The sequence below is a fragment of the Parapedobacter sp. SGR-10 genome, assembly GCF_011030405.1.
Lineage (GTDB): Bacteria > Bacteroidota > Bacteroidia > Sphingobacteriales > Sphingobacteriaceae > Sphingobacterium.
Window position 1 is genome coordinate 278895 of sequence record NZ_JAAJTJ010000001.1, and the last position, 14583, is coordinate 293477.

Annotated in this window: 9 protein-coding genes; 5 read left to right on the plus strand and 4 right to left on the minus strand. The window is 45.6% G+C overall.

What is annotated here, in order from left to right:
- Nucleotides 1–16 precede the first annotated feature (16 nt).
- The 4 genes from G5B00_RS01225 to G5B00_RS01240 form a co-directional block, all read right to left on the minus strand.
- Nucleotides 17–1411 (minus strand): DUF1080 domain-containing protein, encoded by a 1395-nt coding sequence (locus tag G5B00_RS01225; RefSeq protein ID WP_163871423.1) that lies wholly within the window; start codon nt 1409–1411, stop codon nt 17–19.
- A gap of 99 nt (nt 1412–1510) precedes the next feature.
- Nucleotides 1511–2791 carry a Gfo/Idh/MocA family protein gene (locus tag G5B00_RS01230; protein ID WP_163871424.1) on the minus strand — a complete coding sequence of 427 codons (1281 nt, stop codon included), beginning with the start codon at nt 2789–2791 and terminating at the stop codon, nt 1511–1513.
- A gap of 143 nt (nt 2792–2934) precedes the next feature.
- Nucleotides 2935–4050 carry a glycoside hydrolase family 43 protein gene (locus G5B00_RS01235; RefSeq protein WP_163871425.1) on the minus strand — a complete coding sequence of 372 codons (1116 nt, stop codon included), beginning with the start codon at nt 4048–4050 and terminating at the stop codon, nt 2935–2937.
- A gap of 9 nt (nt 4051–4059) precedes the next feature.
- Entirely contained in the window at nt 4060–5148 is a 1089-nt protein-coding gene (locus G5B00_RS01240; RefSeq protein WP_240894343.1) for a family 43 glycosylhydrolase, read from the minus strand.
- A 341-nt stretch (nt 5149–5489) separates the two neighbouring features.
- Here G5B00_RS01240 and G5B00_RS01245 point away from each other — a divergent pair, with 341 nt between their 5' ends.
- From G5B00_RS01245 to G5B00_RS01265, 5 genes are read left to right on the plus strand one after another with little or no spacing between them, the layout of a single operon-like run.
- On the plus strand, nt 5490–8816 hold the full coding sequence (locus G5B00_RS01245; protein WP_205966240.1) for a SusC/RagA family TonB-linked outer membrane protein: 3327 nt from the start codon (nt 5490–5492) through the stop codon (nt 8814–8816).
- A 21-nt stretch (nt 8817–8837) separates the two neighbouring features.
- On the plus strand, nt 8838–10853 hold the full coding sequence (locus G5B00_RS01250) for a RagB/SusD family nutrient uptake outer membrane protein (protein WP_205966241.1): 2016 nt from the start codon (nt 8838–8840) through the stop codon (nt 10851–10853).
- A gap of 38 nt (nt 10854–10891) precedes the next feature.
- Nucleotides 10892–12283, plus strand: coding sequence for a sulfatase (locus G5B00_RS01255; RefSeq protein WP_163871427.1), 1392 nt, complete (start codon nt 10892–10894; stop codon nt 12281–12283).
- A 28-nt stretch (nt 12284–12311) separates the two neighbouring features.
- The gene (locus G5B00_RS01260; RefSeq protein WP_163871428.1) at nt 12312–13418 is read left to right on the plus strand and encodes a glycoside hydrolase family 105 protein; all 1107 of its coding nucleotides are present in this window, start codon (nt 12312–12314) and stop codon (nt 13416–13418) included.
- Nucleotides 13419–13457: 39 nt separating this feature from the next.
- On the plus strand, nt 13458–14579 hold the full coding sequence (locus G5B00_RS01265; RefSeq protein WP_163871429.1) for a glycoside hydrolase family 130 protein: 1122 nt from the start codon (nt 13458–13460) through the stop codon (nt 14577–14579).
- Nucleotides 14580–14583: the final 4 nt, after the last annotated feature.

A 14583-nucleotide genomic window follows, 5' to 3' on the forward strand; every position in this document is an offset into this window, starting at 1 on the left:
TTCAGTTTAATATGAACTATTTTAACTTTTTAACCTTGATGCTTCTAAAGGACACATTATCTCCATGATCCTGGAGCAGGATATGTCCTTGCGGAGCTTCACCAAAACTATCCCAGTCCTTATATTTACTGAGTGCTACCAGATCACGGTATTCCTTCGACCCACGTTTGTATTCGACCATCTTGATGCCGTTGAGGTAATGGGTCACGGTATTATCTGCCGACACGACTACCCGACCACGGTTCCACTCTCCTATCGGTCTGCGGGCACGAGCATCTTTGTTTGAGGTAATCAGATCATACAGAGAGGCTAATGTACGATTGCCGTCGCGGCCCATCTTGGCATCCGGATGCAACTTATCATCCAGAACCTGATATTCCAAGCCTATCGCGGATCCCTTTGTCTTTTCTTTGAGTGTGACAAAATACTTCACACCACTATTTGCTCCCGGAGTCAATTTAAACTCAAATGATAGATCAAAGACAGCGTATTGATCGCGGGTGATGATATCGCCACCGTTGGTGGATTCGCCACCATCTGACTTCAGCACCGTAATCTCACCGTCACCTACTTTCCACCCTTTTGCAGGGAAAGAATCGCCCCGTACACTTCTCCATTGGCTGGCATCTTTGCCATCAAATAACAAGGAGAATCCTGCCTTCTGTTCTGCGGGACTTAGGTTATTGGGCTTGAGGTTGACGATAAATACATCGTTGGGGAACGGCTTCGTTTTTAAGTTGTTCGTCTGAATACGGATATTTTTAAAATAGACTTTCTTGCCATGCAAGTCTGCCGGAATGCTATGAACCTGCAATCCGATGAAACCTTCCCGGTCTATGGTGTCGATTACGTACGAAGTAGGGACATCATTGATCCAAGTGCGCATCTCATCACCGATCGCTTCAATACGGATATGATTGAATTCGTTGGGTTTGTACGCGGATTTGGCAGATTCATTGAGGTCGAGTGGATAGAGCCATTTGCGACGCGCTTCGTCATAGATGCCGCCCGTCCATGCCCGTTCCGTAGGGTCGATTTCGACTTGTCTACCATAGACTCTGCCTTTTCCTTTATTGCCTTGGGGGTCGAAATGACTCCGTGTCTGTACACCTGAATTGGTTCGGTCACCTTCCAGCTTTATCTCCAGTTCTAATATAAAATCTCCATACTCTTTTTCTGTCACTAAGAAAGAGTTGGGTGTACCTTTTGTCATGGTTCCGACGATAGTCCCATTTTCCACGGTATAGGGGGCATCTCCACCAAGGGTCTTCCATCCTTTCAATGTTTTCCCATCAAAAAGGTTGATCCAGTTCTTGTCGTTGCCTGCTTTGCTTTGTGCCGACAAGGGTTGATGTGAGGCAAAACCTACGGCAAGGGCAACTAAAATCTTAAAAATACTATTGGTTTTCATATGTTTATTTTTTTGTGTTTAGTTTTTTGATAAAAGATAAAAGAGCAAGGAACAAGAACTGACTTTATAATGTCCTTATTCTTTATTCTTTCTGTCCATTTACACTTTCGGCAATTTATAGCCGTTATGATAATGTGCAAATAGATAGCTATTGGCCTGCCGATCTGTAAACTGCCGTTTAGCACGATCCCAATATAGTTTTTTACCCGTCCGATAGGCAATGTTGCCCATTTGGGAAAGTATAGCGATATGTGCCCCCGCTTGGATCGGTGCATGGAGATGCGAACGGTCTTTTTTGGCAATAGCCTGCACAAAATTTGCCATATGTGCATCCAAACCTTTCTCTTTGGGCTTTTGAAGGGCAACGGCTTCCATTCTCCCTTTTTCGGGAATGACTTCCCAACCGCCCCTGTTCAATACCAATGTACCGTTGTCTCCAATAAAGGCGACCCCGTGGCTTCTGCCATATGGACCGAGACCGATGCCTATGGCATGTTCCCACTGTATGCTGAAATCATCAAATTCATACACAACACTCATCGTGTCCGGCGTTTCGGACGCTCCGTCCGGATCGGCAAATTTTCCTCCCGACGCCATTACGGCGACAGGGTCCGATACCTTCATGCCCAATAGGGCATAGTCCAGCATATGCACCCCCCAGTCGGTCATCAACCCTCCGGCATAATCCCAAAACCAACGGAACTCAAAATGAAATCTATTGGGATTAAACGGACGTTTGCGTGCAGGCCCTAGCCACAAATCATAATGTACCCCTTCCGGAACAGCGGTATCGGGTTTCTTGACAATTGTTTTTTTCCAATCCACATAAGACCAAGCCTTGACAGTCCGTATCTTTCCCAATCGCCCTGAGTGCACAAAATCTATCGCATCCCGAAAATGTTGCTGGCTACGTTGCCACTGGCCGACCTGGACAATGCTTGAACTATTGTCCACGGCTTTGACCATGACTTCACATTCCTGCACCGAATTTCCGATAGGCTTTTCAAGATAGACATGCTTTCCTGCCCGCACAGCATCTACCAATTGTAGACAGTGCCAATGATCCGGTGTAGCGACAATGACAACATCTACTATATCTCCTTCAAGCATATCTTTGTAAGAGACAAAAGTTTTGACATCGATGCCACGCTCTGCCAATTCATTCTTACGCTTTGCCAAAACATTTTCATCCACATCGCACAGCGCAGTACAGCGCACATTGGCTTGCTTTAAAATAGCATTCAGATTTCCCCAACCCATTCCATGTGCACCGATCAGTCCCACTCTGAGATCCTGTTGACTGGCAAGCACGTCGGAAAGCGGCATGAAAGAGGAGGCGGCAAAGATGGATGATATCTTTATAAAATCTTTTCTATTCATTATCGCTTTTAATTTTTCAGATCAGAAGAAATTTATAATCCTAATTATTTCGGTTTATACGCTAACCAAAAATAAAGAATATCGGACATCCTTTCCTAACCCGTAATAATTAATTTACGAAAACGTTGTATATGCCAATTAACTTAATCCATTTTCACCGTAGGGCCATTTACTTTAAGTTCCCCATTCTCCTCGATCTGCAGTTCATCCAAAAATACAAGGCGATCATCACCCGTTTTGTTTGTTCTACCGTGATATACACACCAGACTTTTCCGTCTCTATCCTTTAGCAGACTGTTATGTCCTGTACCCGAAACAACGCCTCCGCTGTCCGTATTTTTTTGCAGGATAGGGTTAGCTGCTGATTTTTGAAAAGGTCCTAACGGAGTAGATGCTGTGGCATAACCTACTGCATAATGCTGCCCTCCAAAGAAATTGGCCGAGTACATCATATAATAGGTGTCACCATGCTTAAAAAGAAAAGAACCTTCTGTCCATCTGCGGTTGACTTCCCCGGAGGTTACCGAACGGCTCTCCCATTCGGCCTGCTGATCGTCCATCGAAACCGGCGGTCTTAATAACAATACCGGTTCACCAATGACAGTGGAGAAGTCTGCGGCCAGCTCTACTCCATAAATCCAGCTCTCTTCGATTTCGTCAAACATCTTTTTTTCCCGGGCCCAAGTCGCTATTTCAGACTCTACCGCATGTTTGTAACAGCATCGCGAATAATACAAATACAATTTACCATCCTCGGCAAAGTAGACATTGGCATCGATAATAGGGTATCCCGGATCAAACAAAGGCGCTCCGGTCATATCCTCGAATGGTCCTAAGGGACTATCCGCTACCGCTACGCCTATTTTGTAGTTTTCAAGTTCGTTATTGGGGTTGTTCTTCCAATGCGCACTATAGAACAGGTAATATTTTCCATTTCTCTTGTACACTTCGGGCGCCCAAAAATCCTTTGTCCCCCATGCTTTTTCCTGATCTGACGAATAAACCTGTCCACGTTCCTCCCAATTCTTTAGATCTTTGGAAGAATATGCCCTAAAACCATTAGGCACACCACCGGTTCCGTACATATAGTAAGTGTCCGATTCATCGTCATACACAATAAACGGATCCCCAAACGCGACATCCAGAGGATTGTTCGATTCGTGTACTTCCGTTGTATTCTTTGCGTTGCTATCCGTTCGATGGTGACACGACATAGCCATAAAAACCAGCCCGATCAGGACAAAAAATAATCTCTTCATGATAATTTATTATTTAAAATAAGGTCTATTCTGTGATTTGACACCAGGGGTATCTCCTTTTATGATCGGCCAGTCATCTACCCACTCCACTTTGTCCAGGAATAGCATGCGTCTGCTGGCTCCGCTAGAAACTTTTCCCTGTGCTACATCAATTCCATGGTATAATATCCAGTCCCGATCAGCATCATCGGTAATGATACGGGATCCATGCCCTACTCCGACAAATTTCTCATTCCCTTCGAGCAAGAGCGTTCCATTGCCCCGTTCTTTCAGATCACGACCTTCCTTATCGAGATAAGGCCCTTTCATATCGTCCGCTCTACCCACAACCATATGGTACGTACTTCTGGAACCGTTGCAGCAATGTCCACGCGAACCGATAAAATAGTAGTACCCATTCCGTTTATGTATTACGACAGCTTCCAGATCACCGGCGGCGATCTTAAATTTCTCATGGGAATCCGTGATCTGAAGGCCATCCTTGTGCAATGGGACACCGTATGTACCTTGATGGGGGCCGTTGTCAAAGCTACCCCAAAAAAGATACTTCTGTCCGTCCTCCATCCACACAAAGGGATCAATCGAATTGGGTACACCGATCGATTTACTATCAAAGATTTTACCATGATCCTCAAAAGGTCCATCTGGTCTATCCGAGCTTGCTACACCAATGCCAGGGTTGGGATCATCCCATACAGAATAGGCATAATACAAAAAGTACTTCCCATCCATATAGACTGCTTCCGGTGCCCATATGCCGCCCGATTTTTTCCAATCAGGCAACGATTCAAAAGCTGTACCTACCAATTTCCAGTTGGCTAGATCCCGTGATCTCAACACGGGAACCAATCTGCTCCCGGCACCATCCCCCCAGTCATCCTGTGTACCATACGCAAAGAAGTCTCCCGAAACCGGATCCTTAAGAACAGTGGGGTCAGCCAAAATCGGTTCGAATACAGGGTTGACAAAATACGTCTCACGGTCCACGTCTTTTGAAAATTGTCCCTGTCCACCCATACTGCCCGCACAGGAGAGAAACAAACAAGAGGAAACCAACGGAAAAACAAAAGATCCCAACGATCTGTTATTTTTGTTCATTCTTTTATCGCTACTGCCGACTCTAACAATCATTTAACATCAAAATAATAAGCAAACTCGTTTATAATTGCATCCTAGACTAAGGTCCCGTTGTACATAGCCATACAAAAACCAATGACAAATTTGCAAATTGCTTTCTACTAAAAGTTGCCATTTTAAATCAAAAAAACTTCATTTTGTATCACCGCTACATTCAAAAACCCCATGCTACTTCCAGTTTTTCCAGTTTGAGACAAAACAACAATTTATTGATACAATTGAGCAATTTCTATCCGCAAATATTAATAAACTTTGTTTTATGAAAATCCCTTACGGGACTCCACTTATAAACTGTTTTTACAATGATACATATAAACCGTACACTCATTCGTTATAAAACCCGGCATCCCTTTTTTCTGACAAGAGCAGGATGGATGTCCATGACATGCCTTATATGTTTGCTTTCGGTAGGCATACCAAATCGAATGTTGATGGCCAACACGACCACTGAAACGAAAACCTTTTGGAAGCAGTCCAGAGAAATCAGCGGAAAAATAACCGATACAGAAGGTACGCCCTTGGGAGGGGTCACCATCACTGCCAAAGGAACCTCGGTCAGTACGGCTTCCAACGAACAGGGAGAGTATTCCTTATCTGTACCCAACACAGCCAAGATATTGGTTTTTTCCATCATAGGCTATCAAACACAGGAATTGGAAATCGGCACGCAACATGTCATTGACATATCGTTATCCAGTGAAGTAGATGCACTTGAAGAAGTGGTGGTAGTCGGTTACGGAACGATGCAGAAAAAAGATCTGACCGGATCCGTGACACAGATCCGTCCGGACAACATAGCTATTGAAAATCCCAAAACGGTTCAAGATATCCTACGTGGAACACCGGGCTTACGGGTAGGTTTTGAGACTTCGGCCAAAGGAGGAGGTTCGCTGGAGCTACGTGGACAGCGTTCGGTTTATACCGCCGGAAATCACAATACCCCTTTGCTTATTCTTGATGGTATGTTTTTCTATGGCGAACTTTCCGAAATCAATCCGGACGACATTGAGCAAATCGACATCCTCAAGGACGCTTCGGCCGCAGCTGTTTATGGTGCGAAGGCCGCAAATGGTGTCATTATCATCACGACAAAAAAAGGACAGCAAGGTGTACCCGTTATCAATATGACCACCAATTTTGGTTGGTCACAACTAAGCACTTACCGGGAAAGATTCAGCCCTGATGACTATCTGCAACATCGCCAGGATTGGCTCACCGTCAACACCCATGGGGTGAATCCCGTAACCGGTGCTTATGAGGCATATCAAGTAGGAACTTATAAAGATAGTCCCGGTTACTTTATGCGTCCCGACCAGTTACCGGAAACGGTATCCCTGGATACGTGGCGGAATTACACGACCAATGCTGCCGACGAATCCGACATGAGCATTTGGGCAAAACGCCTTGGTTTTAAAGGAGGGAATGCCCTGGAAAACATACTGAACGGCAAAACCATCAACTGGAAAGACCACGCCTTTCGGACAGGGTTCAATCAGGATTATAACGCAAGTGTCAGCGGAGCCGGAGAAAAGGCAAACTACTACCTCTCTATGGGTTATCTCAATAATGAAGGTGTCGTAAAGAGCGATCAATATCAAGCGGTACGCGCTAATATGAAAGTGAATCTCCATGTGAACAAGTGGCTCGAAATCGGTGCAAATGTCAACTTTCAAAACCGCTCGGATGGCAATGTAGATCTGAATGTCGGAAGCACATTGGAAAACAGCCCATACGCCGATTATGCCGACGAATACGGGAATCCATTGCAGTTTCCATTAGACAATAATTATGATAGACGAGGGTATAACTACGATTTTCAGAAACAATACCTGGAATTGGAAAAAGGCTATACAGTGCTAAACAGTATATGGAATGCGAAAATAAAACTTCCGTACAATATCACCTATACCTTCAATGCCTCACCGCGTTATCAGTTTTTTCACGACCGCTACTTTATGTCCGCCGCACTCCCCGGCTCTAACCCTGCCGACCGGGGTGTAAACCGTGAGCAGGCAAAACGTTTCGATTGGTCGCTCAACAATATACTAAGTTGGGAACAGACGTTCGCACAAAAACATCGTGTAAATGTAACGTTGGTACAAGAAGCCGAGGAACGTCAATTCTGGAGCGACCGCATTGAAGCTCGCAGAATCTTGCCTTCCGATGCCTTAGGATTCCACAACACCCAAAACGGAAGTAAGGAAGACAGTAATTTCTCTTCTAATGACAGCCGGGAATCAGCGGATGGTCTATTGGCCCGTTTGTTTTATTCTTACAATGACCGCTATATGATTACCACATCTTTTCGACGGGACGGCTATTCGGCTTTCGGCACATCCAATCCATACGCCTTCTTCCCTTCAGCAGCCGTGGCATGGACATTTACCAATGAAGATTTCTTTAAATGGAGCAATATCATGAATTTCGGCAAGTTGCGTGTATCCTACGGTGAGAATGGAAACAGATCGCTTGACAACCCCTATCTGGCACTTTCTAACCTTTCTTCGGGAGCAGGTAGATTCCATGGCTATATCAATGACCAAGGAGAACTCGAACTATTGCGTTATCTAATGGCCGAGCGGATGGCCAATCCGGGATTACAATGGGAAAAAACCTCCTCATGGAATATAGGGCTTGATTTCGGTTTTCTCAACAATCGTTTGTCGGGAAGTATAGAATACTATCGGATGCAGACCCACGATATGATTATGCAACAACGTTTGCCGGAGTTCACGGGTTTCCCCCATATTACGACCAATCTTGGACAGGTGAACAATAATGGGGTCGAGATTTCTATCAATACACTTAATATAGACCGGCAGAATTTTAAGTGGGCGACCACATTGGGCTTTTTCTATAATAAGAACGAGATAAAACACCTTTACTATGATTATAAGGACGGAAAAGAAATGGATGATGAAACAAACGGTTGGTTTATCGGACAGCCGATCAGTTCCATCTGGAATTATCGGGTCACGGGAATCTGGCAAAAGGAGGAGGTTGAAGAAGCTGCCAAATACGGGCAGAGACCAGGCGATCCTAAGGTAGCAAATCTGTACACAGCTGATGATAGAGAAAATATAGACGGCACGACCACCCCTGTCTATAACAACAATGATAAAGTGATTCTCGGACAAACAGCACCACCTTTCAATTGGTCTATACGCAACGAGTTTACCCTGTGGAACGACCTCACTGTCTTGGTCAATATATATTCTTATATGGGGCACAAAAGTGTATCGGGCTATTATCTGAACAACGATGACGATGGAGGGCGAATGTCTTTCGGTATGGCAAATTCACCGTCTAAAAATTACTGGACGATTGACAATCCTACCAATGAATATGGACGCATACAAGCTAAAGGCCCTACTGGCGCCGAAACTGCTCCAAAATTGTATGACCGCTCTTTTATCCGTCTCGAAAATATTTCCGTGGGGTATACACTGCCCAAAAGCTGGACGTCAAGGCTCGACATAGGCCGCGTGAAAGCATTCGCATCGGTACGCAATGTCGCCCATTGGTCCAAACAATGGGAATACGGTGATCCGGAGACCTGGCATGCCAACGATAATCCATCAGCCTGGGCACCACGACTCTATACATTGGGACTAAATTTAGTTTTATAAACGCTTTTAATGATGATTGATATGAAAAAGATAGCCCTCGCCCTGCTTACGATGATGGGCGGCACGATATTTTTCAACAGCTGTTCAAAGGATTTTCTGAAACCCGATCCCTTATCGTTCTACGAACCGGCTCTTACATTTACCACCGAAGAAGGGTTACAGTCGGTGTTGGCATTTTGTGATCGCCACATCAAATTATATTATGCTGCCGATCATGGAGAACTGCTTCCGATCGGAACAGAATATATGTTTTCCGATCTCATGGTTTCTGCGGCGACCGATAGGGCCAGAATGCTTTCCGATATGGCCAATGAGCTTACCCCTACGAGCTTAGATATCGGCAGTGACCAACGGTTGTTCCAAAGCCTGTCCCAAACGAACAGCATCTGGCATTTTTGGCACGAAACCTATTACGTCATCATGCAAGCGAATACCGTCATCCAATATGTAGATGATATCGAGACATTGGACGAAGAGACTAAAAATATGTATAAAGGGAGGGCCTATTTCCACCGTGCCTTCCGCTATCTGAATCTCGTATTCCAATTCGGCGATGTTCCTTTGCTTACCAAGGTAGCACAGGTACCCAAATTAAACTACCGTAGCACCAAGCGTGATGCTATTCTGCAAATGATCACCCAAGATATGGAACAGGCCGTGGAGTGGGTACCCGAACAAAGCGAAATGAAGTCGAGGGGTATGGTCAATAAAGGAGCCTGCCGCATGTTGCTCACCAAATGTTACCTCGCATTGGGCGAGTTTGAAAAAGCAAAAGTACAAACGGATATCCTGATTGATCAATCGGGTTATGCGCTCATCACGGGCGACAGCTTCGGCACTTTCAACGATGGTGGAGAACCAAGAACATGGCCTATTACACGCAACATTATCTGGGATATGCACCGTGCAGAAAACAAACTCATTGCCGCCAATAGAGAGGTCATCCTCGGTATTCCCAATCGTGGCTCAGACAAAGAATCCTTTACCAAAATGGTGACGATGCGTATCCTATACCCTTTCCTCTTTGACACCAAGGTAAAAACAAAAGATGGTAAGCAGGCCCTCTTAAATCTAACCCGTAGTCATGCCGATTACAATCCGCAGTACGACTATATGCGGGCAATGGGACGTGGAATCGCTACCTGGCGTCCTACCTATTTTCAGACGCATGACCTATGGAAAGTCAATGGCAGGATGGATGAAACCGATCTGCGCCACAGCTCAGCCGTAGGCAACTGGATCCGGATGGAAGATTACCGCGTCAATAATAAAGCCTCTTCCGAGTTTGGGAATCCGCTTACACTCAGAGATGACAGCGGCAACGAATTATGCAGCGACACGATCCGCCGTTGGTTTGATGTCCCTCATTATAAATTCTACTTGGATGATCCCGTGAATGAAGCCAATATAAATTCCAATGGCTACCAGGGAGCTACAAACGGGGGCATAGCCGACTGGTACCTTTACCGTCTGGCAGAGGCCTATTTGCTGCGGGCAGAAGCCAAATTTTATCTGGGTGACGCAGCCGGTGCAGCCGATGATGTAAATGAAATAAGAAAAAGAGCAAAATGCACCGAATTGTATCAGGGTACAGTAACGATTGGCGATATCATGGACGAACGCGCACGTGAATTGTATTGGGAAGAATGGCGTAATGTGGAACTGACCCGTGTGTCACTTTGCCTGGCACGTAGCGGCAAACCAGATGAATGGGGCAACACCTACAACGTGGACAACTTTGACAAGCAGCAAGGTACAGACCCGAATGGCGGAAGCTATTGGTACCAGCGCATCGTTCATCACAGTTTTTACAACAAATACAATACACCCATTATCGTGGACGCCACAGGCAAAAACGCCATTCTCTATACAATGGACAAAAAGAATATATATTGGCCGATTTTTAGTGCCTCTATTACCGCAAACAGTAAAGGAAGACTGGCGCAAAACTATGGTTATGACGGCTATGATCCGGCTACACCCAAATGGGAAACCTGGGAAGAGGCCATCGCTGACGAAGACAACACAGGAGGATAGCTTTTTATGGCTATGCACATAGTACAAACATTAAAAACATGATAGATACGCGTACACTTCTTTCAGCCTTGCTTACCATATTTCTATGGTGTACCATATCGCAGGAGGTATCGGCACAGGTTCGCGACAGGCAGCATCAAGACAACAAGCCGAACTTTATCATCATTATGGCGGACGATCTCGATGTGCGACAGCTCAGCTGTTATGGTGGAAAAAACCTAGAGACCAGATACATCGATCGGCTTGCGTCCGAAGGGTTAAAGTTCAATTCGATGATAGCCTCCGAAGCGATGTGTATCCCCACACGGGCATCCTTATTGACAGGCTTATACCCCGCACGGCACGGTGCCTATCAAAACCATAAGCCTGTCCACGACGAACTGAAAAGTGTCGTACACTATCTTGGAGATTTAGGCTATCGGGTAGGACTTACCGGAAAAGACCATATGACAAAACCCAAAGCTGTCTTTCCCTTCGATATCATAGCCGGTTTCGAGCCGAACTGTGTGTCTAGAACAGATGTCTATTTTTTAGATAGTGTCCAAAACTACATCATGCAAGGGTCACCCTATTGCCTCTTCATCATGAGCAACAATCCACACGCACCCTGGACAGTCGGAGATCCGAGTGAATTCAATCCATCCGATTTGGTATTGCCGGGCCATTGGGTAGACACCGAACGAAGCCGTACAGAGTTTTGCAAATACCTGGCCGAGGTCAGACGTCTGGACAATCAGGTGGGCGATATCATGCAGATGCTGGAAAAGACGGGGCAACACAAAAACACCATCGTCATTTTTCTGGGTGAGCAGGGGCCACAATTCCCCGGTGGGAAATGGAGCCTGTACGATTACGGACAGAAAAGTGCGATGATTGTCCGATGGCCGGAAAAAGTGAAGGCACAGGTACAGACAGACGCGATCATACAATACGAAGACATCACCCCTACCCTTGTCGATATCGCCGGAGGCAAAGCAATCAGCGGCTTGGATGGAAAAAGCTTTAAGCAGGTGCTCACGAAGCCGGAGAAACCGCACCGGGACCTGGCATTCGGTATCCACAATAATATCCCGGAGGGTCCGGCATATCCTATGCGTAGTGTACGCGACCACCGTTATAAGTTAATTTTAAATTTATTGCCCGATGCCACATATTCCATCAAATGGATGATGAACAACAAAGATCCTAAATTGGTATGGACGTCTTGGACAGCAACAGCCAAACACAACAGCCAAGCCGCCCACCTGACCAAGCGGATATCGACCAAACCTGCTGTAGAGTTTTACGATCTGGAAAAAGATCCGGACGAACTGCATAATCTTGCTGATATTCCCGCCTACCAAAATGTAATCAAACGCTATACAAAACATTTGCATAACTGGATGAAAGAACAAGGAGACCAGGGTGTAAATATGGATACGACATTTTAAACTTATTAACTCATCAAAACAAACCTCTATGTCTAAAAAATCATTTTTACTGTTATTGACAATCTGTGCTTTTCAGTTTTCATTTGCACAGCAAAATGTATTGACCCGTTTTCCAAAAGAATCTACGCCAAAGGAGGTTGGCAAACGATTGGCCTATCATTTTATAAATGGCAGACATGACCTCTATGCAGGCAGATGGATCCATTATGCCGAAGTGTGTACCTGGAACGGGGCATTGGATTATGCCCTCAAAGTGAATGACCGGAAGCTTATCAAGCACCTAAAGGACAAATTCGAACCCTTTTTCACAACAGAAAAAGCACTGCTCCCTCCCAAGAACCATGTGGATTACAATATGTTCGGCAGCCTTGCGCTGAAACTCTACCAGATAACAAAAGACGAACGCTACCGGGAAATGGGACTGTCCTATGCCGATACACAATGGGAAGTACCTGCAAACGCCAAAGCAGAAGAAAAAGCTTGGGCAGAAAAAGGATTCTCCTGGCAGACACGTCTCTGGATCGACGACATGTACATGATTACCGTCGTGCAGGGCGAAGCATACAAAGTGACCGGTGACAAGAAATATCTCGACCGCGCCGCCAAGGAAATGGTGATGTACCTGGACAGGCTACAACGCTCCAACGGATTGTTTTATCACGCACCCGATGTACCCTACTATTGGGCACGTGGCGATGGCTGGATGGCTGTAGGTATGCCCGACCTGCTGCGTATGTTGCCCGCAGACCACAAAGATCGCCCCCGCATCATGGAAGGCTATCTGAAAATGATGAAAAGCCTCAAAAACTATCAGCAACCAAGTGGTATGTGGAATCAGTTGATCGATGAACCCGCCTTTTGGCCGGAAACTTCCGGCACAGCCATGTTTGCTTATGCTTTTATTGTGGGCGTAAAGGAAGGATGGCTCGATGCCAAAGAATACGCTCCCGCTGCACGAAAAGCTTGGCTAGCGATGATTCCCTATATTGACCAACGCAACAATGTAACCGAAGTCTGCATCGGTACAGGCAAGAAGAATGACAAGCAGTACTACTACGATCGTCCGCGCAATGCAGGCGATCTTCATGGACAGGCTCCATACCTCTGGTGTGCGGCAGCTTTATTGGGGAAATAGAAATAGTATTATTGCCGTATGTTATCAGTCTTCAGACATATGAATTGCAGGGTTTTACGAATGCAGCTGACCGTTGCTCTTCTTTCCGGGATATTCTTCGCCCAAGCACAACATCCGGATTGGGCATTAGGGCCTTTTGTACGGCCGGAAGGTGCCAACCCTATTATTTCTCCCAATCCGAAAAGCACATTTTTTGATCCCATGAGCAAACAAAAAGTAGCTTGGGAAGCAAGTGACGTTTTCAATCCGGGAGCTGTAGTAAAGAACAACAGAATCTATGTACTCTATCGTGGCGAAGATAAATCCGGGATGGGTATCGGTAAGCGTACATCAAGGTTGGGTATCGCGGAAAGCAACGATGGTATCCACATGAAGCGGAGCAAGAAACCCATTCTTTTCCCCAACGAAGACAGCCAAAAGGAAAATGAATGGCCCGGTGGCTGTGAAGATCCCCGTATAGCTGTGACAGAGGATGGCTTATATGTGATGCTGTACACACAATGGAACAGGAAAGTAGCCCGTCTGGCCGTAGCGACTTCCAGAGACTTGAAAAATTGGACTAAACACGGGCCCGCCTTTCAGAAAGCGCATCAAGGCAAATTTAAAGACATGTTCTGCAAATCGGGGTCGGTCGTAACCAAAATCGAAGGCGGCAAACAGGTCATTACACGAGTCAAAGGTAAATATATGATGTATTGGGGTGAGCGGTTCATGAATATTGCCACTTCTGACGACCTGATAAACTGGAAACCGACATTGGACGCAAGAGGCCAACTCGATCTGGTCGTAAAACCAAGACAGGGATATTTTGATAGCGACATGACCGAATGTGGTCCTCCCGCTATTATGACCGACCATGGTATTCTCGTGTTGTACAATGGCAAAAACAGAGGCGGAGATGGGAGAGATACCAATTACACCGCCAATACGTATGCCGCAGGACAAGTACTATTTGATCTGAACACGCCTTCCAAAGTTATAGACCGTTTGGACAAACCTTTTTTTGTGCCTACCGAATCCTTTGAAAAAAGCGGGCAATATCCAAATGGCACCGTATTTATTCAGGGTCTTACTTATTTCAAAGACAAATGGTTTCTGTATTACGGTTGTGCGGACAGCCGGGTTGGTGTAGCCATCTATGATCCGAGAACCACTTTTTAATGTT

Bases quoted from the DNA above. Each gene is read 5' to 3' on its own strand.
- G5B00_RS01250 (WP_205966241.1), top strand. From the start codon at position 8,838: ATGAAAAAGATAGCCCTCGCCCTGCTTACGATGATGGGCGGCACGATA.
- G5B00_RS01235 (WP_163871425.1), bottom strand. From the start codon at position 4,050: ATGAAGAGATTATTTTTTGTCCTGATCGGGCTGGTTTTTATGGCTATG.
- G5B00_RS01265 (WP_163871429.1), top strand. From the start codon at position 13,458: ATGAATTGCAGGGTTTTACGAATGCAGCTGACCGTTGCTCTTCTTTCC.
- G5B00_RS01255 (WP_163871427.1), top strand. From the start codon at position 10,892: ATGATAGATACGCGTACACTTCTTTCAGCCTTGCTTACCATATTTCTA.
- G5B00_RS01245 (WP_205966240.1), top strand. From the start codon at position 5,490: ATGATACATATAAACCGTACACTCATTCGTTATAAAACCCGGCATCCC.
- G5B00_RS01225 (WP_163871423.1), bottom strand. From the start codon at position 1,411: ATGAAAACCAATAGTATTTTTAAGATTTTAGTTGCCCTTGCCGTAGGT.
- G5B00_RS01230 (WP_163871424.1), bottom strand. From the start codon at position 2,791: ATGAATAGAAAAGATTTTATAAAGATATCATCCATCTTTGCCGCCTCC.
- G5B00_RS01240 (WP_240894343.1), bottom strand. From the start codon at position 5,148: ATGAACAAAAATAACAGATCGTTGGGATCTTTTGTTTTTCCGTTGGTT.
- G5B00_RS01260 (WP_163871428.1), top strand. From the start codon at position 12,312: ATGTCTAAAAAATCATTTTTACTGTTATTGACAATCTGTGCTTTTCAG.